The organism is Pseudomonas sp. GW822-FHT06B12 (assembly GCF_058799675.1).
The window spans coordinates 277,645-295,540 of sequence record NZ_JBXALR010000005.1 but is presented as its reverse complement, the minus strand read 5'-3'; the positions used below and the strand labels follow the sequence as shown (position 1 = coordinate 295,540).

Genomic DNA, 17,896 nt, shown 5'->3' with positions numbered 1-17,896 from the left:
TCAAGCTGCAAGATGTGGGTTGCGGTGGCTTCTAGCTTAAAGCTTGTGGCTTGCAGCTTAAAGCTTAGCGGCTTGCCGCGAGCGTAATCGATACCGACTCGGCAAAACGCAGGGCGTGGGGTTTGTCGACTTCGACTTCGGCGTAGAGCACGCTCTGGTTGGCCATGATCAGGTCGAGCAGCTCCTGGGTCAGGCGTTCGAGCAGCGCAAACCGATTGCCCTCCACGTGGGCGATGATCGCCTTGGTGATGGTGCGGTAATTGAGCGCATGATCGATGTCGTTGTCGCGCACCGCATCGTGTGCTGCATAGAGGATGGTCAGGTTGATCAGCACATCCTGCTTGTTGAGGATTTCGTCCTCATTGATTCCGATGAAGGTCCGCAGGCACAGGTCCTTGACCCGAATGCGGGCCATTCCTGGTTGAAGTTGTGGCATTGCTACTTGCTCCGTCCAATCAATTGCAGGAACTCCTGGCGGGTGTTGCTCGAGTCGCGGAAGGCGCCGAGCATCACCGAGGTGTTCATGGTCGAATTCTGTTTCTCGACGCCGCGCATCATCATGCACATGTGCTGGGCCTCGATCACTACCGCAACACCAGCAGCCTGGGTTACGCGCTGCACCGCCTCGGCGATTTCCCGGGTGAGGTTTTCCTGGATCTGCAACCGCCGGGCGAACATGTCGACGATTCGCGCGATCTTCGACAGACCCAGCACCTTGCCGGTAGGAATATAAGCCACATGGGCCTTGCCGATGAAGGGCAGCATGTGATGTTCGCAGAGCGAGTAGAGCTCAATGTCGTCGACGATCACCATTTCATCGTTGTCAGAGGCGAATAGCGCGCCATTGACGATCTCGTCGACGCTCTGCTCGTAACCATGACACAGGTACTGCATGGCCTTGGCCGCCCGCATCGGGGTGTCTTGCAGACCTTCGCGGTCGGGGTCTTCACCAACGCCGATAAGGATCTCGCGGTAGCTCTGGGACAGGGAGTTCTGGGGCAGGAATAAGGTCATGGAACATCCTCGCGGGGGACGGCTTACTTGACGTGCCGTCCGCCGTTGACGGTCAGGGTCGTGCCGGTGACATAAGGGTTGTCCAGCAAATAGCGCAGGCTCTGGTAGACAACCTCGCTGCCGGGCTCGATACCCAGCGCGGATTTGGCCAGGGCCTTGGCGCGGTATGCCGCGTCGTCGTCGGGGTTAAACAGTAGCAGGGCCGGAGCGATACCGTTGACCTTGATTTTCGGAGCGTATTTCGCGGCGAAGGACAGGGTCAGGCTGTCGAGCCCGGCTTTGCTGGCGCAGTAGGCGATGTGCTTGCTGCTACCCTTGCGCGTGACATCGTCGCTGATATGCACGATGTCGGCAGGCGTCGAGCGCTCCAGCAAGTCGGCACAATGCAGGTTGATCAGATAGGGCGCAAGCATGTGCACGCTGAACATCTGGGTGAAGGCGGCCACTTCGGTGTCAGGCGTTTCGGCCAGCCATGCGGAGGCGTTATGCACAATCGCCCGCAGGCTTTGGGTATGGGCTTTCAGTTGCGCGATGAACGCCAGAATCCCGGCCTCGCTGGAGAAGTCGGCAAACAGTGCTGTCGCGCCAAGGTCGCGCAGGGTTTGCACGCCAGGGCGTTCGCTGCGGTAGCTGATGATCACGCGGTGACCTTCTTCCAGCAACCGTTGGGCACAATGCAGGCCGACGCGCTGGCTGGCGCCCGTGATGAGGATCGGAGCAGGGGATGAGGTCATGAACGGCTCGGTTCGCGGGTATGGCAAAACTATACCAGCGATCCCGGCTGCCAAGACCGGTAATCCATTGCGCTGTCAGTGCACCACACGGTTGGGCGGCAAATGTCCCAGCCGTTCGGTCAGGCGAATTCGCTGGATCGGATCGTCGCAGAGCAACAAGGCGTGCTCCAGGTCGAAACGCTCGGCGTTGGGGCAGTCCAGCCGTTGATAGAGGCTGGCACGGGCCAGGTAGTCGCTGGTGCTGGCATTGCCGAGCTCCAGTACCCGCTCGGCGTCGATCAGCGCGCCGATGTTGTCGTCGTTGGCCAAATGCAGCTGGCGCAAGTTGCGCGACAGTCGCTGGAGCATGTGGATCGGTTCGCTCGTGAGCAGATGCTCGGCGTTGAGCGGCATGTTCGGGCCGTACTGGCGTAGCAGCAGCTCGCGGCAATCGTTGGGGTATAACCGCCGACCGCCACACGGGTCGAGCAAATGATCGGCCCCCGGCACTTTCAACAGGAAATGTCCGGGGAAATTGACCCCGACCATCGGAATCTCCAGGCGTCGGGCCAACTCCAGCGCAATCAACCCGAGTGCCAGCGGTTGCCCGCGTCGGCGTTCCAGCACCTTGTTGAGTAGCGCCGCCTGCGGACGTAGCGGGGTGGATTCGTCCTGTTGATAGCCCATGTCGTTGAGTCGCCGCAACAATGGTTGAGCCAACTCGCTGACCGGCAACATCGGCAAACCGGCGCTGACCCGTTGTTGCAGATCCTTGAATTGCTCCAGCAGCACCTCGGGCTTCACCTCCGGATCGTGCTCGGCAGCGATCCACAGCGCCGCTTCGAAGAGCGCCGGTGGCGAGCGTTGCAGACAGGCGAAAAAAGCTTGGCGCGGGTTCATCAAAATCTCCGGCGGATGCCTCGTTTTAGCCCCGTCGCAGGCATTCGTCCAGTGCTGTACACAGGGTGTTGCAGGTTATGTCTTTAAGGTTGCAAAGCGCCCTTTGCTTATTCCGGTGCGCTTCAGCAATTTTCAGCCGCAAGCCTATACTGGCGACTACAAGAAGTGATTCGGGAGCCCTACGATGTTCGCTCTCATGCAAAGCACTCGCCTTGAATCGCTGCACCTTAGCGTTGACCCGGTGACCGGGTTGAAGGCGGTCATTGCTATTCATTGCAGCCGTTTGGGCCCAGCCCTCGGTGGCTGCCGTTACCTTGCCTATCCCGACGATGAAAGCGCCGTGATGGATGCTGTGCGCCTGGCGCAAGGCATGAGTTACAAGGCCGCGCTGGCCGGGTTGGCGCAGGGTGGTGGGGTGGCGGTGATCATTCGCCCACCTCACGTAGAAAACCGCGCTGCCTTGTTCGAGGCCTTCGGACGCGTTGTCGAACAGCTCGACGGTCGTTACATCACGGCCATCGACAGCGGCACCTCGGTTGCCGACATGGACTGCATTGCCCAGACAACCCAGCATGTCACCAGCACCACTGCCGCCGGCGATCCGGCGCCGCATGCCGCCATGGGTGTGTTCACCGGTATCCGCGCCACCGCCATGGCCCGCTTGGGCAGCGATAACCTTGAAGGCCTGCGGGTGGCGATCCAGGGGTTGGGCAATGTCGGTTATTCCCTCGCCGAGCAACTGCATGCCGCCGGGGCCGAATTGCTGGTCAGCGACATCGACGCCGGCAAGGTGCAACTGGCGATGGAGCAACTGGGCGCCCATCCGATTGCCAACGATTCGCTACTCAGCACCCCGTGCGACATCCTCGCGCCTTGCGGGCTGGGCGGCGTACTCAACAGCCACAGCGTTGCGCAATTGCGCTGCGCCGCGGTGGCCGGGTCGGCGAATAACCAGCTAACCAACCTGCACGTTGCCGACCAGTTGGAGAAGCGCGGCATTCTTTATGCGCCGGACTACGTGATCAATTCCGGCGGATTGATTTATGTATCGCTCAAACACCGTGGCGAGGCGTTGTCGAGCATCACCGCGCACCTCTCGAAAATCAGCTCGCGGCTGACCGAAGTCTTCGCCCATGCCCAGGCTGAAAAACGCTCGCCGGCCCGGGTCGCGGATGAGCTGGCGGAGAAAGTGTTGTACCGATGAAGGAGTGAGGGCCTTACCCGGTCGACTTGCTCCCTGAGCCCGGCGCCACAAGCGTCGGGCCCGACAACTGCACGCTGACCCCGCGTGCCAGGAGCCAAGCGATGCTCAACAAGCTCGACCTTTCCTACACCCGCTATTTATCCCCCGACGGCCAGGCATTGAGTGAACTTCCCGCTTGGGCCGACGACTTCAATCTGCTGACCCGCCTCTACCGGCAAATGGTTCTGACCCGACTCTTCGATCAAAAAGCCGTCGCCCTGCAACGCACCGGGCGCATCGGTACTTACGCGCCCACTCTCGGCCAGGAAGCGATCGGGGTGGCGGTCGGGAGCCTGATGCATCCTGAAGACGTGCTGATCCCGTATTACCGCGACACTGCCGTGCAATTGATGCGCGGGGTGCGCATGGAAGAGATTTTGCTGTATTGGGGCGGTGATGAGCGCGGCAGCGACTTTGCCGAACCGTCGGCGGCCGAGGACTTCCCGATCTGTGTGCCGATCGCCACCCAGGCGCTGCACGCGTGCGGAGTCGCCAGCGCGTTCAAGATTCGCGGTGAACACCGGGTTGCCGTGACCACCTGCGGCGATGGCGCCACCAGCAAGGGCGACTTCCTCGAAGCCTTGAACGTCGCGGGTGCCTGGCAGTTGCCGGTGGTGTTCGTGGTCAACAACAATCAATGGGCGATTTCGGTGCCACGGCGCATTCAATGCGCCGCGCCGACCCTGGCGCAGAAGGCCATAGGCGCCGGTTTCCACGGCGAGCAGGTCGATGGCAACGACATACTCGCGGTCTATGACCGGGTGCAAATTGCCCTCGAACGAGCGCGTCACGGTAAAGGTCCGGTGTTGCTGGAGTGTGTGAGTTATCGCCTCGGCGATCACACCACCGCAGACGATGCGACCCGCTATCGCCCGGCGGATGAGGTCAAACAGGCCTGGCTTGAAGAGCCGGTCAAGCGCTTGCAACGTTTTCTGGCCGGGCAGGGCGTGTGGGACGAGGGGCGCGAACAGGCGTTGATCGCCGAGTGTCAGGCTCTGGTGCAGGGCGCTGTGGATAACTTCGACGCGGCCGGCCAGCAATCAGCCGAATCGGTGATCGATCACGTTTATGCCCAGTGGCCGGCCGCACTGGCCGAACAGCGCGAATGGTTGCTCGAACGGGCGGCGCGCCGTGCGGGAGGGCCAGCCCATGAGTAACGGCAAAGTCACGTTGCTGGAGGCGGTCAACCTGGCGATGCACCGGGCCATGCGCGAGGACGAAAACGTGATTGTGCTCGGTGAAGACGTCGGCGTGAACGGTGGCGTGTTTCGCGCCACGCAAGGGCTGCGCGACAGCTTTGGCTTCAAGCGGGTGATCGATACGCCGCTGGCCGAAACCATGCTCGGTGGACTGGTAATTGGCATGGCGGCCCAAGGCTTGAAACCGGTGCTGGAAATCCAGTTCATGGGGTTCATCTACGCCACCATGGAGCACCTGGTGTCCCACGCCAGCCGCATGCGCAACCGCACGCGCGGGCGGATCACTTGCCCGATGGTGCTGCGCACGCCGATGGGCGCGGGGATTCGTGCGCCGGAACATCACAGCGAAAGCACCGAGGCGCTGTTTGCCCATATCCCGGGGCTGCGCGTAGTGATTCCTTCATCGCCGGCGCGGGCTTATGGCCTGTTGCTGGCGGCCATCGACGACCCGGACCCGGTGCTGTTCCTCGAACCGACGCGGCTCTACCGGATGAACCCGCAACCGTTGATCGACGATGGCAAGCGCCTGCCGCTGGACAGCTGTTTCACCTTGCGTGAGGGCAGCGATATCACCCTGATCAGCTGGGGTGCCAGCGTCATGGAAACCTTGCAGGCGGCCGATGTGTTGGCCGCGCAGGGGATATCGGCCGAGGTGATCGATGTCGCCTGTATCAAGCCGCTGGACCTCGACACGCTGGAAGCCTCGGTGCGCAAGACCGGTCGGTGCGTGATTGTCCATGAAGCTCCACGCACCTGTGGCGTCGGCGCGGAAATCGCCGCCAGCCTCTACGAACGCGCATTGCTGGATTTGCAGGCGCCGATCCTGCGGGTCACCGCGCCGGACATTCCGCCACCGCTGTATCGGCAAGAGTTGCTGTACATGCCAAACGTCGAAGACATCCTTCACGCCTGCGACAGCGTGCTGCTGCACCACTTCTAAGGCTTGGGAGGCTGCGATGAAGTACTTCAAATTGCCCGACCTGGGCGAAGGGCTGCAAGAAGCGGAAATCGTCCAATGGCACGTCAAGGTCGGCGATACGGTGAAGGCCGATCAACTGCTGGTCTCGGTGGAAACCGCCAAGGCTCTGGTGGATATTCCCTCGCCCTACGACGGGGTGGTAGCGAAAACCTACGGCGCTGAAGGCGATATTCTGCACGTTGGCGAACCGTTACTGGGGTATGAAGGCGAGTCGGATGCCGGCACGGTGGTGGGCCGGCTTGAAGGGGGTGGCGGCAGTCAGGACGACCGGTTTTTTGTCGGCGCCGCACCCTCGACCCGCGAACACATGAGTGCCCGTGCCACCCCGGCGGTGCGGCAACTGGCCCGGCAATTGGGCGTCGAGCTGAGTGGGTTGAGCGGTTCAGGCCCCGATGGGCTGATCACCCGTAGCGACGTCGAAAGTGCTTCGCAGACCGAGCGCGACAAATTCGGTGGTGAGAAGCTGCGCGGAGTGCGCCGCAGCATGGCGCTGAACATGGCCAGGTCCCACGCCGAGGTGGTGCCGGTGACCATCTTCGCCGATGCCGATCTGCATCGTTGGGGCAGTGCGCGTGAGCCACTGATTCGTCTCGCCAAAGCCATGGCGGCAGCCTGTGCCGTGGAGCCGGTGCTCAACAGCGGGTTTGATGGCAAGACCTTGTCGATCAAACACCACAGCACATTGGACCTGGGCATTGCTGTCGACACCCCGGACGGTTTGTTCGTGCCGGTGTTGCGCGATGTTGGCAATCGCACGTCAGCCGATTTGAAAGAAGGCGTGACCCGCTTGCGCGTAGACGTGCAGGCGCGTTCGATTCCGCCGAGGGAAATGATGGGCGCGACCCTGACCTTGTCGAATTTCGGCACCTTGTTCGGGCGCTACGCCAACCCGGTGGTGGTGCCGCCACAAGTGGCGATACTGGCCGCTGGGGCCATTCGCGATGAGCCGGTGGCGATGGAGGGCAAGGTTGTAGTGCACCCGATATTGCCGCTGTCGCTGACCTTCGATCACCGGGTAGTGACGGGCGGTGAGGCGGCGCGGTTCTTCAAGGTGTTGGTCGAGGCATTGGAACAACCGGACGCTTGAAATCCAGGCATGAAAAAGGCCCTGACTCAGTGACTCAGGGCCTATTCAATTCGGGCGTTGCTTACTTGGCAGCCTTGGCGGGCTTTGCGGGTTTGGCAGGCTCGGCTGATTCCGTTGGCTCAACGGGCTTAACGGCTTCAACGGTTTCAGCAGGCACGTTGAGCAATTCGGACAAAGCGTCCGGTTGGCTCTTGAATGCCTTGGCGAATACATCGCGATTTTTCGCCATGTAGATCCCGGCTTCTTCCACCTGTTGCTCGGTCAGCGACGGAACCGCTTTTTGCAACACTTCAGCCAGCAATTCGGCCAGTTCGAGCATTTTGTCATGACGGTCAGCTTCGGCTTTATCCATGAACAAGCGCTCCAGATCTCGGCTGCTGCGGTATACCACTTCGACGGCCATTCACCACCTCACATGCCTTCACGATAGTTGTCTTTTGCGACTACTGTATTTATATACAGCCAAAAGGATAAGCGAATCCCTGCGCTTTGGGTAGTGGCTTTTTAATGTAGACGGGTTTCTGCGTTTGTCAGCAGCGCCGATCGCTTCTGCAGAAGTGTCCAGTCGGACCCGATCGCCATCTCATTCCATGCCGCTGGCCTTTTTTCTGCATGCAGAACAACCGTCACGTCGAACCCGCATCATCGGTCGAGCCGACCTAAGGAAAGAACTACCGTGAATATCAATTGGGCTGAAAAGCTTCGCCAGAGCGTCCATGAGCTGGCCGGATCGCTGGGCAACCTGTTCGTTGAGACGTTCCATTACCTGGCGCTGTTCGCCATCGGCGCAGTCACCGCCTGGGCGGCGGTGGCGGAGTTTTTGCTGATGATCAAGGAAGGTGACATCAAGATCGATGACATCTTGCTGCTGTTCATCTACCTCGAGCTGGGGGCGATGGTCGGGATTTACTTCAAGACCAACCACATGCCGGTACGCTTTCTGATCTACGTGGCGATCACCGCGCTGACGCGCCTGCTGATCTCCAACGTGTCGCACCACAACCCGCCGGATATCGGGATCATTTACCTGTGCGGCGGGATTCTGCTGCTGGCGTTTTCGATTCTGGTGGTGCGCTATGCCTCTTCGCAATTCCCGTCGGTGAAGATCGCACACCCGCAACGCAAGACCGGTGCGGGCTCCGGCGAACATCCGGAAGTCGAGAAGGGCGAGCTTTAATACCTTGTCGGCAGGGGGCGTTGACCCTTGCGTGACGGCGGTGGCAACTTGAGGTTGTCGCCGTCGGTCATGGCTTCGAGGATCGCCATGGCGCACTGACCCTGTTGGATAGCGATGCCAAACTGAATACTTTGCACCAGCCGTTTCAGGCGTTGCGGGTCATTGCGTTGTTCGGCGCTGATCATCCGTTTGGCGACGATTCGGCCGGCGTTGGAAAGGGTCAGCATGATGCTGCCATCGAGCCCCTGAATACTCAGGTTGATCTGATAATCCGGCGCAAAAGCGTCGGTAATTAGCTGAAAAGGGTTATCCATAATGCGTCACCGCTTGATTGGATCGTGCAGTTGTTGACTGGCCGTGATCAGGATTGGTTCGTTTTTCCAGACCACCGGCAATCCTCCGTAACGTTTGCTCCTCTACTCCTACGGACAAAGCAAGGGGCATGCCGGCCCTGTTTTGGGCCAATAAAAAGGCGAGCTCAATGGCTCGCCTTTTTCATTCATGGTCGGTTTCAGGGCATGACGGAGTAGATGATCGCTGACAGTGCGATCAGCCCGATCAACATTCCACCCAGCTCACAGCCAGGCCGCCCCGTGAAGTCTCTTTGTATTTGTCGTGCATATCGGCGCCGGTATCGCGCATGGTGCGGATCACCCGGTCCAGGGAAATGAAGTGTTTGCCGTCGCCGCGCAGGGCCATTTGCGTGGCGTTGATCGCCTTCACGGCGGCAATCGCGTTGCGCTCGATGCACGGCACCTGAACCAGCCCGCCGACCGGATCGCAGGTCAGGCCGAGGTTGTGTTCCAGGCCGATTTCGGCGGCGTTTTCCAGTTGCTCGGGCGTCGCGCCCAAGACGTCGGCAAGCCCGGCAGCCGCCATGGCGCAGGCAGAGCCGACTTCGCCCTGGCAGCCGACTTCGGCGCCGGAGATCGAGGCGTTTTTCTTGCAGAGGATGCCCACTGAGGCGGCGGCGAGGAAGAAGTCCACGACATCGTCGTCGGACGCGTCGGGGTTGAACTTCATGTAGTAATGCAGCACCGCCGGAATGATTCCCGCCGCACCGTTGGTCGGTGCGGTGACCATGCGTCCACCGGCAGCGTTTTCTTCGTTGACCGCGAGGGCGAACAGGTTGACCCATTCCATCGCCGAGAGGGTCGAGCTGATCACGTTCGGTTTGCCGATTTCCAGCAGGCTGCGGTGCAATTTCGCGGCGCGGCGCGGAACATCCAGACCACCCGGCAGGATGCCTTCGTGGCGCAAGCCTTGTTCGACGCACTCACGCATCACCGACCAGATATGCAGCAGGCCTTTACGGATTTCCGCATCGCTGCGCCAGGCCCGTTCGTTGGCCATCATCAGCTCGGAAACCCGCAGGCCGTGCTGGTTGCACAGCGACAGGAGTTCGACGGCGGTGGAAAAGTCGTACGGCAACACCACGTCGCTGGCCGTCGGCACGCCCGACTCGGCTTCGGCCGCTTCAACGATGAAACCGCCGCCAACCGAGTAATAGGTTTGTTCCCATAGCTGGCCGTTTTCGTCAAAGGCTGTCAGCGACATGGCGTTGGGGTGGTAGGGCAGGCTTTCGTCGAGCAGCAGCAAGTCGCGCTGCCAATCAAAGGCAATGTTCAGGCGGCCGGCCAGCAACAATTCGCCGTTTTCACGCAACTGCTGGATTCGCGGACCGATGCAGCTCGGGTCGATGCTGTCAGGCCATTCGCCCATCAGGCCCATGACGCAGGCGCGATCGGTGGCGTGGCCGACGCCGGTGGCGGAAAGCGAGCCGTAGAGACGGACTTCCACACGCCGGACTTGCTCCAGCAAACCCTGGTCAAACAACGCTTGGGCGAAGGTCGCGGCGGCGCGCATCGGGCCGACGGTGTGGGAACTGGACGGGCCGATACCGACTTTGAAGAGATCGAAAACACTGATAGCCATGCTAAAGCCTTACAAGTAATGGAGTAGGAATCGCTGCCATTTTTTGTAGGACGAGCGCAATGTCGGCGATACTGCCTACCTCGGTCAGCCCTGACCAACGAAACTTCCTAAGACAGGCTTTAGTAGGACTAAACGATGAGTCGTCAATTTCATGCCCAGACCTACGTCTGGCTGCATGTGTTTTCCTGTGCGGCACGCCACTTGTCGTTCACCCGCTGTGCCGAAGAACTGCACATCACCCCCGGCGCCGTCAGCCAGCAAATTCGCCAGTTGGAAGAACGCTTGGGTTTTCGCCTGTTTCACCGCCGCGCCCGGGGTGTCGAATTGAGTGCCGAAGGCCAGCGCCTGGCGATCACCGTCAACGAGGCCTATGGCAGCATCGACGCGGAATTGCGCCGGCTGGACGCGGGGATGATCAGCGGCATCCTGCGCTTGCGCTCAATCCCATCGTTTCTCGGCAAATGGCTGACGCCGCGCCTGCCGCGTTTGCAGCAGCGCTTTCCGGATATCCAGTTGCGGCTGGTGGCCGAGGACAGCAGCGTGGCGCTGCACGAAGGTGACTTCGACCTGGCCATCGATCTGAACGACGGGAGCTACCCGGGATTGTTATCCACAGCCTTGCTCGATGAGCAGATTTTCCCGGTCTGCGCGCCGAGCCTGCTGCGTGGCCGACCACCGCTGCATGGGCCGGCGGATCTGGTGCATTTTCCGTTGTTGCACGACATCACCGCCTGGCGCGGCAGTTATGAATACGCGGAATGGGAGTTTTACCTGAACGCCATCGGCTTCGACGGCGCCGACGTGCGGCGCGGGCATACCTTCAACCGCAACCACCTGACCATCGAGGCGGCGATTGCCGGAATGGGCGTGGCCATTGCCCGGCGGACCTTGCTCAACGATGAACTGGAGCGTGGCACGCTGATCGTGCCGTTTGGCGTCGCGGTGCCCAATTACAAACGCTATGTGTTGCTGTATTCGCCGGGTGCGCTGAGCCATCCGGGCGTGCGCGCGGTGCATGACTGGCTGGTGGAAGAGGCGGAGATTTTTCGCGGAATGCACCCGTTGGGCGAGGGGCAATTGTGAGGATTTGTTGCGGCGTTGCAGGGCTACCCAACTCCCGACATTAACAGCGCTTTTGTCGGTTGTCCGGCTTTTTTTGCGTATGAATATTTATCTTTTTTTAGGGGTTGAATTGTTTCTCCGTCTGCCCAACTCTGTAACCAAGAGGTCACGGTCACCCAGGTTTCAAACACTGCACCGGACCTCTCGCGAGCTAGCTGAAATAAGGGATGAACTATGCAAATCCAAGTCAACAGCGATAACCATATTCAAAGCAGCATCCGACTGGAGGAGTGGGTACGTACTACCATTGAGAGCACGCTCGAACGTTACGAAGAAGACCTGACACGGGTCGAAGTCCACCTGCGGGACGAGAACGGCGATAAACCCGGTCCACACGACATGCGCTGCCAGCTTGAAGCGCGGCCTAAAGGCCACCAACCGGTTTCCGTTACTCATAAAGCCGCGACACTGGAACTGGCCATCGATGGGGCGGCCGCCAAGCTTGAACACGCGCTGGAACACCTGTTCGGCAAATTGCGCGGTAAACGCGCCAGCGTAACGCCGATCAGCTCAGGTGCGCATGCCGATGCGCTGCTTGAAGAAGAATTTCTCGAAAACGAACAGGCCGCGCTCAATAGCTGACGGCTGAAACACCCTTACCACCCCAATGAAAACGGGCCTGCATTTGCAGGCCCGTTTTGGTTTATGCAGGGCGCACAACCCGTAGCAGCCTTTGGCAGCTGCTACGGGTGCCAGTGCACTGTGATCAGAATGCCACCGAGGTCTGCAGGTACACCGTCCGTGGTTCGCCCAGGTATTTGCCCTTGTTGTTGTCGTCGAACGAGCGGGTGAAGTACTGGTGGTTGAAAATATTCTTCACCCCGACGGCGACGGTCAGGTCCGACAGTTGTGGACCGAAGTCATAGGCGGCGCGGCTGCTGAACAGCATGTAGCCGGGGATGGTGCCGACGTTGCCAGCGGCATTTTCCCTGGAGGTGTTGGCGTTGTCGGCGAACTGGTCACTCTGGTAACTGCTGTCCAGGTTGAGCTTCCATGGGCCTTCGGTGTAGCCGACGCCGAGCGTGCCTTTGTGGCGCGAGGAGAACGGTACGCGATTGCCCTTGTTCGGCCCGTCTTCGCGGATGGTCGCGTCGACGAAGGCGTAGGTGGCATAGACATCGAAGCCGGCCAGCGCCGGGTTCAAACCTTCCAGCGCGTAGTTGACGCTGGTTTCGATCCCCTGATGCCGCGTCTCGCCGCGTGCAATCACCGAATCGTTGGTCTGGTTGCTTTCATACTGGTTGTCGAAGTTGATCAGAAACGCGCCAATCTCGGCTCGCAGGTTGCCATTGTCGTAGCGGGTGCCGAGTTCCCAGGTCCGGGCTTTCTCCGGTTTGACTTCACCGCTGGTCACGCGATTGGGCATCTGGCTGTACTGCACGCTGCCGAATGAACCTTCGGTGTTGGCGTAGAGGTTCCAGCTGTCGGTCAGGTGATACAGCACGTTCAACGCCGGCAATGCGGTGTTGTAGTCGCCTTTGTATTTAACGTTGGTCAGGTTGTTGGTCTGTTGCGACTCGATCATCTCGTAGCGGACGCCCGGAGTAATGGTCCACTTGCCGATGTCGATCCGGTCATCGACGAAAAACGCATTGGCCTCGGTGCCGCCCCGAGTGTCACGGTCATTGCGGCTGTCGGTGCTCGGCAGTTGCTGGTTGGCGCTGATCGGCGTGCGGTAGCGTAGTTCGTGGCCGGCTTCGTTGAGGTAGCGGTAGCCGACGCCGACTTCGTGGCGGGTTTCGCCGAGGTCGAAACCTTGGGCGAACCGGGTTTCCACACCACGTACCCAATACTCGCGCGGCGAGAGCGAGAGGAAGCTGCCCTGATCCAGATAACCGCTGCGCAGGGTTTTGGTGAAGAAGCTGTTGACGGTGAATTCGCGGCGGTCTTCCTGATAGCGGTAACCGACGTTGAACATCGTCCGACGGCCCCAGAACTGATCGTGCGGGCGGGTCGACTGATACGGGTCAGCCTTGTAGTCGGCGACGTTCAAACCACCGGGCATGTCGGCCGTGCCTTCGTAATACTGGGCCATGGCGTTGAAGCTGTTGGCCTCGTCGAGCTGGTACTTGCCCTTGAGAATCAGGTCGTCGATTTCGCTGTCGCTGTGTTCGCGCCAGTCGCCGCCACGGGTGCCGGAATAGAGGATCGCCCCGCCCAAACCATTGTCGGCGGTACCGCCGGCCAGCAGATTGCCAGTGGTCTTGAAACCGTCCTGGCTGGAGGACGGACTGGTTTCAGTCTGCACGCCGCCTTTGACGGTCGGCTCATCGGGGATCGCCCGGGTCACGAAGTTGACGATCCCGCCAACGTTCTGCGGGCCGTAGCGCACTGCGCCGCCACCGCGCACCACATCCACTGCGTCCATGTTGCCCATGCTGATCGGGGCAAACGACAACTGTGGCTGGCCATAAGGGGCGAACGGCACCGGGACGCCGTCCATCAACACGGTCGAGCGCGATGCCAGCCGTGGGTTGAGGCCACGGATGCCAAAGTTCAGCGCCATGTCATGGCTGCCGGTGCCGTTGTTTTCCGGGGCGTTGACGCCGGGGACGCGGTTCAATACATCGCGGGCCTGGGTCGCTCCCTGGCGTTCGAATTCGTCACGACGGACCACATCGCGGGCGCCCGGATGTTCGAACACATTGATCTGCGCAGCATCGCCCAGCCAGTCGCCAACCACATTGGACGTGCCGAGCTCCAGTGCGGCGGGTGTTGCGTTAGCGTCCGCCGGTTGCAGGCTGAACGCGTTGTTGCCTTCGGCCCGTGCTTGCAGGCCAGTGCCTTCGAGCAGTGCCTGCAAGCCTGCTTCGGTGTTGTAGCTACCTTCCAGACCACGGCTTTGCACGCCGCTGGTGATCTGCGAACCAAACGAGATCAGCACACCCGCTTCACGACCAAACTGGTTGAGTGCGCTTTCCAACGAGGTCGGAGCGATGTGGTACGCCTTTGCTTCGCTAGCAACAGCCAGCGGCAAGGCGCCGAAGCTCAGGCTTGCGCCCAACAGAAGTTGGCGCAGCGAGCGGGCGAGGGGAGTAAGGCGGGTGGGCATGAAGACGATCCTGAGAAGAGGGAAATCAAGGTGGCTTTCCTTCTCTGTCACGCCAGATCTGAAAAACGGCTCACTGAACGTGAAAATATTTTTGGGTGGCTCTGCGTAGAGCAAAAGATCGCAGCCTGCGGCAGCTCCTACAGGTACACATTCCACCGAAGGCTGCGATCTTTTCAAACACGTGCCTGGACGGTCACCCAATACCGGGTAAAGCGTTTCACTGTTACTGGCAGGCTGATTTCCAGCAGGTCGAGGATTCGTTCGCTGTCGTCCAGTGGATAACTGCCGGAGATCAACAGATCGGCGACCTGTGCATCGCAGTTGAGTTGGCCACGGCGATAGCGGCCCAGTTCATCGAGGAAATCTGCCAGGCGCATGTGGGCTGCGACAAGCATGCCGTCGGCCCAGGCGCCGCTGTTGGCGTCCAGCGCACGCGGTGAGTCCAAACCATGGCCGTTGAAACTCAGTTGTTGGTTTTTCTCTACCAGCAACGTTGAACCGCTGGTGGACGTCAGTTCGACGCTGCCATCGAACACCGCCACCTGAGTGCGCTCGCGCAATTGCCGGACGTTCAGCCGTGCAGCGTTGGGACGCAGCATGCCTTGGGCGGTCAGCAGTTGCAGCGGCCGAGGGTCCTTGGCACTGGTCAGCAGGATTTCGCCTTCAAGCAAGCGAATCAACCGTTGCTGAGCATCGAAACGCACATCGACCGAACTGTTGGTGTTGAGCTGCAACTGGCTGCCGTCGTCGAGCTGCCATTGACGGCGTTGGCCAATCGGGCTGCGGTAGTCGGCCAGCAGCGGTGTCAGCGGATTGTGTTCACGCAAACCCCAGGTAACCGCCGAGCCGGCGCCGAGGATCAACAGCAGTTTGAGTGCCTGACGGCGGCTGTCGGATTTCGGCGCATTGAGGGTCGAATGAACCAGTGGCGACGACAAACCGCGCAGTCGCTGATTGACCCGCTGAATATGTTCCCAAGCCCGTTGATGCTCGCTGTGGGCGCTCAACCAGTGTTGCCAGGCTTGTTGCTGGCGCGGACTGAACGGGCCTTCCTGCATTTCGATCAGCCAGTACACGGCTTGTTCGGCCACCTGCGAAGAGAACTCCGCTTGGCTGTTCGGGGCTGGGTTCATGGTGATGCTCACAGGGCGAAGTAGCAGCGCAGGGCGGCTTTGTTCAAATGACGTTTGACCGTGGCGATGGAAATGCTCAGCTCGCAGGCGATCTCGCCATAGCTGAGGCCATCGACCTGGGCCAGCAGGAAGGCGCGTTTGACCGGGCGCGGCAGGCCGTCAAGCAACTGGTCGAGCTCCATCAGGGTTTGCAGGATGATCGCTTTGTCCTCTTCCGACGGCACCGCGAATTCCGGCAGTTGGGCCAACGCCTCAAGGTAAGCGCGCTCCAGGTCCTGACGACGGTAATGGTTGAACAGCACCCGTTTGGCGATGGTCGTGAGGAACGCCCGCGGCTCGATGATCTGCGGTGTTTCCCGTGCGCTCAGCACCCGGATGAAGGTGTCTTGCGCCAGGTCGGCGGCGCTGTGCGGGCAGCCGAGCCTGCGCCGCAACCAGCCCGTGAGCCAGTTGTGATGGGCGTTATAGAGAACTTCGACGGTATTGGATGGCTGCAACGCGACCACTCCGACAGCATTCAGATGCGTTAGAGAACAAGAATTGTTCGCATTGTAGTGGCGGATCACTGCATCCGGCAATCAGCGCAGGCCGACTGAGTAACGTTCTCTCATCCGAGTCTTTTGCATATGAGAATATTTATCATTAATATTGGCGCACCGTTGACCCTGCGCAGGGCATGGACCACGTTGAGTCGACCTTTGATGAGCACCACGCCACCCGAATCCCAGAACGTTGACGGCACCGACAGCCCGGGCGGTCGCGCGTATTTTTTGCAGGTGTTTTTGTCCCAGCGTCCGCAAATGGAAGCGTTGGTCAGTCGGCGAGTGGGCTGTCGGGCGACGGCTGCCGATCTGGTGCAGGACCTGTTTTTGCGTTTCTGGCGCCGACCGCTGGTGCAAGTCGAAGAACTCAGCACTTACCTGCTGCGCTGCGCCGGCAACATCGCCATCGACCATCTGCGCAGCGAAGGCGCGCGGGTCCGGCTCAACGAAGGCTGGCTGCCCGAGCAGCAGCACACCCTCAGCATCGAGCCGCAAGCCGCGCTGGAAGCCGGCAATGACCTGCGCCATGTCGAGGCGGCGTTGCGCGGTTTGCCCGAACGTACCCGGCAGATTTTTCTGCTCAACCGCATTCACGGGCGCAAGTACGCCGAAATCGCCAAGGCCATGGGGCTTTCCCAAAGTGCCGTGGAAAAACATATGATGCGCGCCCTCGAAGCCTGCAAGGCCAGTCTGCGAGAACCGATACCGCGCACGCCAGGGAAAGCACCGTGAATCACACCGCCAGCGTCACTCCGACGCCCGCTCAGGAGCAGGCCGCGCTGGTCTGGCTGAGCCTGTTGCACGATCAGCCGAGCAGCGGCGATCAAGCCACGTTCAGCCGTTGGCTGCAGGCCGATCCGGCGCATGCCGAAGCCTATGCCCGGGCGCAGGTGGTCTGGGAATTGAGCGAAGTGCCGGCCCGCACCCTGGCTGAGGAAGAGGCGTTTGCCTTGCAGGGTTACCTCAATGCGATGCGCCGCTCCAGGCGTTCCAGCGTGCGGCGCTGGTCTGGCGGCTTGGCCATGGCCGCCTGCTTGCTGTTGATGGTTTCGATAGGCGCCGGTTGGCAACCGTCGCGTTGGCTCGGTGATTTAGGGGCGGACTATGTCTCGGCGCCGGGCGAAGTGCGCAGCGTGACCCTGACCGACCACTCCCAAGTCACCCTCGATGCCGACAGCGCTATTGCCGTGGATTTCAGCCACGGAGAACGGCACGTTCGGCTGCGTCGCGGTGCGGCCTTTTTCAGCGTGACCCATACCGGCGAGCCCTTTATGGTCGATGCCGGAAAGGGCGAGGCGCGGGTACTCGGCACGCAGTTTGAAGTGCGATTGCAACCAGCAGGCGCACAGGTGACGGTGCTCTCGGGACGGGTCGGCGTGACACCGACCAAGGGCGCCGAGCAGCAGGTGCTGACAGCCGGCCAGCAAGTGGCCTACGGCGCCGGCACCGCGGCAAAACTCCACGCCGTCGACAGTGAAGCGCAACTGGCGTGGCGTCAGGGCTGGCTCAATTACTACAAGTCACCCTTGGCCGATGTGGTGAAAGACCTCGGTCGGTATTACCCGGGACGGATCATCGTGCTCAACGACGACCTGGCCGCACGACGGATCAGTGGCAGCTTTCCGAGCAAAGACCCGCAAGCGGTGCTCGATTCCCTGCAAGGGGTGTTGGGGTTCGAGCAGCACAGCCTGCTGGGACGGGTGATTATTCTGCGCTGAAGATGAGGGCGATGTTCGAGTCCTCACGATGCATTATTCAATCGTCATCTCAATGGCCCCGTTCTGTAACCTAAACGTTACA

General features: G+C 60.7%; 18 protein-coding genes and 1 pseudogene. 9 read left to right on the top strand and 10 right to left on the bottom strand.

All coding sequences use genetic code 11. The features are described 5' to 3' along the window. Positions 1 to 64: 64 nt before the first annotated feature. The 4 genes from folX to AC1RKH_RS13720 all read right to left on the bottom strand — a co-directional run bounded on the left by folX (position 65) and on the right by AC1RKH_RS13720 (position 2,627). Positions 65 to 436, bottom strand: a complete 372-nt coding sequence (folX, locus tag AC1RKH_RS13735) for a dihydroneopterin triphosphate 2'-epimerase (RefSeq protein WP_123424304.1) — start codon at positions 434 to 436, stop codon at positions 65 to 67. Positions 437 to 438: 2 nt separating this feature from the next. Continuing rightward, positions 439 to 1,014, bottom strand: a complete 576-nt coding sequence (gene folE / locus AC1RKH_RS13730; protein ID WP_123424305.1) for a GTP cyclohydrolase I FolE — start codon at positions 1,012 to 1,014, stop codon at positions 439 to 441. Positions 1,015 to 1,037: 23 nt separating this feature from the next. Then, positions 1,038 to 1,748 (bottom strand): dihydromonapterin reductase, encoded by a 711-nt coding sequence (gene folM, locus AC1RKH_RS13725; RefSeq protein ID WP_493062444.1) that lies wholly within the window; start codon positions 1,746 to 1,748, stop codon positions 1,038 to 1,040. Between the two features lie 75 nt (positions 1,749 to 1,823). Further along, on the bottom strand, positions 1,824 to 2,627 hold the full coding sequence (locus AC1RKH_RS13720; protein WP_493062443.1) for a SirB1 family protein: 804 nt from the start codon (positions 2,625 to 2,627) through the stop codon (positions 1,824 to 1,826). A gap of 184 nt (positions 2,628 to 2,811) precedes the next feature. Between AC1RKH_RS13720 and AC1RKH_RS13715 the strand changes: the two genes are divergently transcribed. The 4 genes from AC1RKH_RS13715 to AC1RKH_RS13700 all read left to right on the top strand — a co-directional run bounded on the left by AC1RKH_RS13715 (position 2,812) and on the right by AC1RKH_RS13700 (position 7,135). Next, entirely contained in the window at positions 2,812 to 3,831 is a 1,020-nt protein-coding gene (locus tag AC1RKH_RS13715) for a Glu/Leu/Phe/Val dehydrogenase family protein (protein ID WP_493062442.1), read from the top strand. A 101-nt stretch (positions 3,832 to 3,932) separates the two neighbouring features. After that, on the top strand, positions 3,933 to 5,027 hold the full coding sequence (pdhA, locus tag AC1RKH_RS13710) for a pyruvate dehydrogenase (acetyl-transferring) E1 component subunit alpha (RefSeq protein ID WP_493062441.1): 1,095 nt from the start codon (positions 3,933 to 3,935) through the stop codon (positions 5,025 to 5,027). Further along, positions 5,020 to 6,009, top strand: a complete 990-nt coding sequence (locus AC1RKH_RS13705) for an alpha-ketoacid dehydrogenase subunit beta (RefSeq protein WP_493062440.1) — start codon at positions 5,020 to 5,022, stop codon at positions 6,007 to 6,009. The genes pdhA and AC1RKH_RS13705 overlap by 8 nt, the downstream gene beginning before the upstream one ends. 16 nt (positions 6,010 to 6,025) lie before the next feature. After that, entirely contained in the window at positions 6,026 to 7,135 is a 1,110-nt protein-coding gene (locus AC1RKH_RS13700) for a dihydrolipoamide acetyltransferase family protein (RefSeq protein ID WP_493062439.1), read from the top strand. Between the two features lie 163 nt (positions 7,136 to 7,298). On the opposite strand, the pseudogene AC1RKH_RS13695 reads toward AC1RKH_RS13700, so the two are convergent. Further along, positions 7,299 to 7,538, bottom strand: a pseudogene (locus AC1RKH_RS13695) (YebG family protein); the annotation flags it as partial. A 273-nt stretch (positions 7,539 to 7,811) separates the two neighbouring features. Here AC1RKH_RS13695 and AC1RKH_RS13690 point away from each other — a divergent pair. Next, positions 7,812 to 8,312 (top strand): phosphate-starvation-inducible protein PsiE, encoded by a 501-nt coding sequence (locus AC1RKH_RS13690; protein WP_054595739.1) that lies wholly within the window; start codon positions 7,812 to 7,814, stop codon positions 8,310 to 8,312. Here the strand turns inward: AC1RKH_RS13690 and AC1RKH_RS13685 are convergent. Continuing rightward, positions 8,309 to 8,626: a DUF3509 domain-containing protein gene (locus AC1RKH_RS13685; protein WP_493062438.1), complete on the bottom strand. Its 318-nt coding sequence runs from the start codon at positions 8,624 to 8,626 to the stop codon at positions 8,309 to 8,311. The genes AC1RKH_RS13690 and AC1RKH_RS13685 overlap by 4 nt on opposite strands. Before the next feature lie 244 nt (positions 8,627 to 8,870). After that, positions 8,871 to 10,247, bottom strand: coding sequence for an L-serine ammonia-lyase (locus AC1RKH_RS13680; protein WP_493062437.1), 1,377 nt, complete (start codon positions 10,245 to 10,247; stop codon positions 8,871 to 8,873). A gap of 135 nt (positions 10,248 to 10,382) precedes the next feature. Here AC1RKH_RS13680 and AC1RKH_RS13675 point away from each other — a divergent pair, with 135 nt between their 5' ends. Both AC1RKH_RS13675 and AC1RKH_RS13670 read left to right on the top strand, forming a co-directional pair. Then, on the top strand, positions 10,383 to 11,330 hold the full coding sequence (locus AC1RKH_RS13675; protein ID WP_123424317.1) for a LysR substrate-binding domain-containing protein: 948 nt from the start codon (positions 10,383 to 10,385) through the stop codon (positions 11,328 to 11,330). A gap of 213 nt (positions 11,331 to 11,543) precedes the next feature. Beyond that, on the top strand, positions 11,544 to 11,951 hold the full coding sequence (locus AC1RKH_RS13670; protein ID WP_123424318.1) for an HPF/RaiA family ribosome-associated protein: 408 nt from the start codon (positions 11,544 to 11,546) through the stop codon (positions 11,949 to 11,951). 124 nt (positions 11,952 to 12,075) lie between these two features. Here AC1RKH_RS13670 and fecA read toward each other — a convergent pair whose 3' ends face one another. From fecA to AC1RKH_RS13655, 3 genes are all read right to left on the bottom strand, one after another. After that, a complete protein-coding gene (gene fecA / locus AC1RKH_RS13665; RefSeq protein ID WP_493062436.1) occupies positions 12,076 to 14,421 on the bottom strand; it encodes a TonB-dependent Fe(3+) dicitrate receptor FecA in 2,346 nt (781 codons plus the stop codon). A 173-nt stretch (positions 14,422 to 14,594) separates the two neighbouring features. Further along, entirely contained in the window at positions 14,595 to 15,554 is a 960-nt protein-coding gene (locus AC1RKH_RS13660) for a FecR domain-containing protein (RefSeq protein ID WP_493062435.1), read from the bottom strand. Between the two features lie 8 nt (positions 15,555 to 15,562). After that, positions 15,563 to 16,051 (bottom strand): sigma-70 family RNA polymerase sigma factor, encoded by a 489-nt coding sequence (locus tag AC1RKH_RS13655; RefSeq protein WP_493062434.1) that lies wholly within the window; start codon positions 16,049 to 16,051, stop codon positions 15,563 to 15,565. A 204-nt stretch (positions 16,052 to 16,255) separates the two neighbouring features. Between AC1RKH_RS13655 and AC1RKH_RS13650 the strand changes: the two genes are divergently transcribed. Then, positions 16,256 to 16,828 carry an RNA polymerase sigma factor gene (locus AC1RKH_RS13650; protein ID WP_493062433.1) on the top strand — a complete coding sequence of 191 codons (573 nt, stop codon included), beginning with the start codon at positions 16,256 to 16,258 and terminating at the stop codon, positions 16,826 to 16,828. Next, positions 16,825 to 17,814, top strand: coding sequence for a FecR family protein (locus AC1RKH_RS13645; protein ID WP_493062432.1), 990 nt, complete (start codon positions 16,825 to 16,827; stop codon positions 17,812 to 17,814). Before AC1RKH_RS13650 ends, AC1RKH_RS13645 begins: the two co-directional genes overlap by 4 nt. Positions 17,815 to 17,896 lie beyond the last annotated feature (82 nt).

Excerpts from the sequence above, each read along its gene's own strand:
- folX (WP_123424304.1), bottom strand. The coding sequence starts at position 436 with ATGCCACAACTTCAACCAGGAATGGCCCGCATTCGGGTCAAGGACCTG.
- folE (WP_123424305.1), bottom strand. The coding sequence starts at position 1,014 with ATGACCTTATTCCTGCCCCAGAACTCCCTGTCCCAGAGCTACCGCGAG.
- folM (WP_493062444.1), bottom strand. The coding sequence starts at position 1,748 with ATGACCTCATCCCCTGCTCCGATCCTCATCACGGGCGCCAGCCAGCGC.
- AC1RKH_RS13720 (WP_493062443.1), bottom strand. The coding sequence starts at position 2,627 with ATGAACCCGCGCCAAGCTTTTTTCGCCTGTCTGCAACGCTCGCCACCG.
- AC1RKH_RS13715 (WP_493062442.1), top strand. The coding sequence starts at position 2,812 with ATGTTCGCTCTCATGCAAAGCACTCGCCTTGAATCGCTGCACCTTAGC.
- pdhA (WP_493062441.1), top strand. The coding sequence starts at position 3,933 with ATGCTCAACAAGCTCGACCTTTCCTACACCCGCTATTTATCCCCCGAC.
- AC1RKH_RS13705 (WP_493062440.1), top strand. The coding sequence starts at position 5,020 with ATGAGTAACGGCAAAGTCACGTTGCTGGAGGCGGTCAACCTGGCGATG.
- AC1RKH_RS13700 (WP_493062439.1), top strand. The coding sequence starts at position 6,026 with ATGAAGTACTTCAAATTGCCCGACCTGGGCGAAGGGCTGCAAGAAGCG.
- AC1RKH_RS13685 (WP_493062438.1), bottom strand. The coding sequence starts at position 8,626 with ATGGATAACCCTTTTCAGCTAATTACCGACGCTTTTGCGCCGGATTAT.
- AC1RKH_RS13680 (WP_493062437.1), bottom strand. The coding sequence starts at position 10,247 with ATGGCTATCAGTGTTTTCGATCTCTTCAAAGTCGGTATCGGCCCGTCC.
- AC1RKH_RS13675 (WP_123424317.1), top strand. The coding sequence starts at position 10,383 with ATGAGTCGTCAATTTCATGCCCAGACCTACGTCTGGCTGCATGTGTTT.
- AC1RKH_RS13670 (WP_123424318.1), top strand. The coding sequence starts at position 11,544 with ATGCAAATCCAAGTCAACAGCGATAACCATATTCAAAGCAGCATCCGA.
- fecA (WP_493062436.1), bottom strand. The coding sequence starts at position 14,421 with ATGCCCACCCGCCTTACTCCCCTCGCCCGCTCGCTGCGCCAACTTCTG.
- AC1RKH_RS13660 (WP_493062435.1), bottom strand. The coding sequence starts at position 15,554 with ATGAACCCAGCCCCGAACAGCCAAGCGGAGTTCTCTTCGCAGGTGGCC.
- AC1RKH_RS13650 (WP_493062433.1), top strand. The coding sequence starts at position 16,256 with ATGAGCACCACGCCACCCGAATCCCAGAACGTTGACGGCACCGACAGC.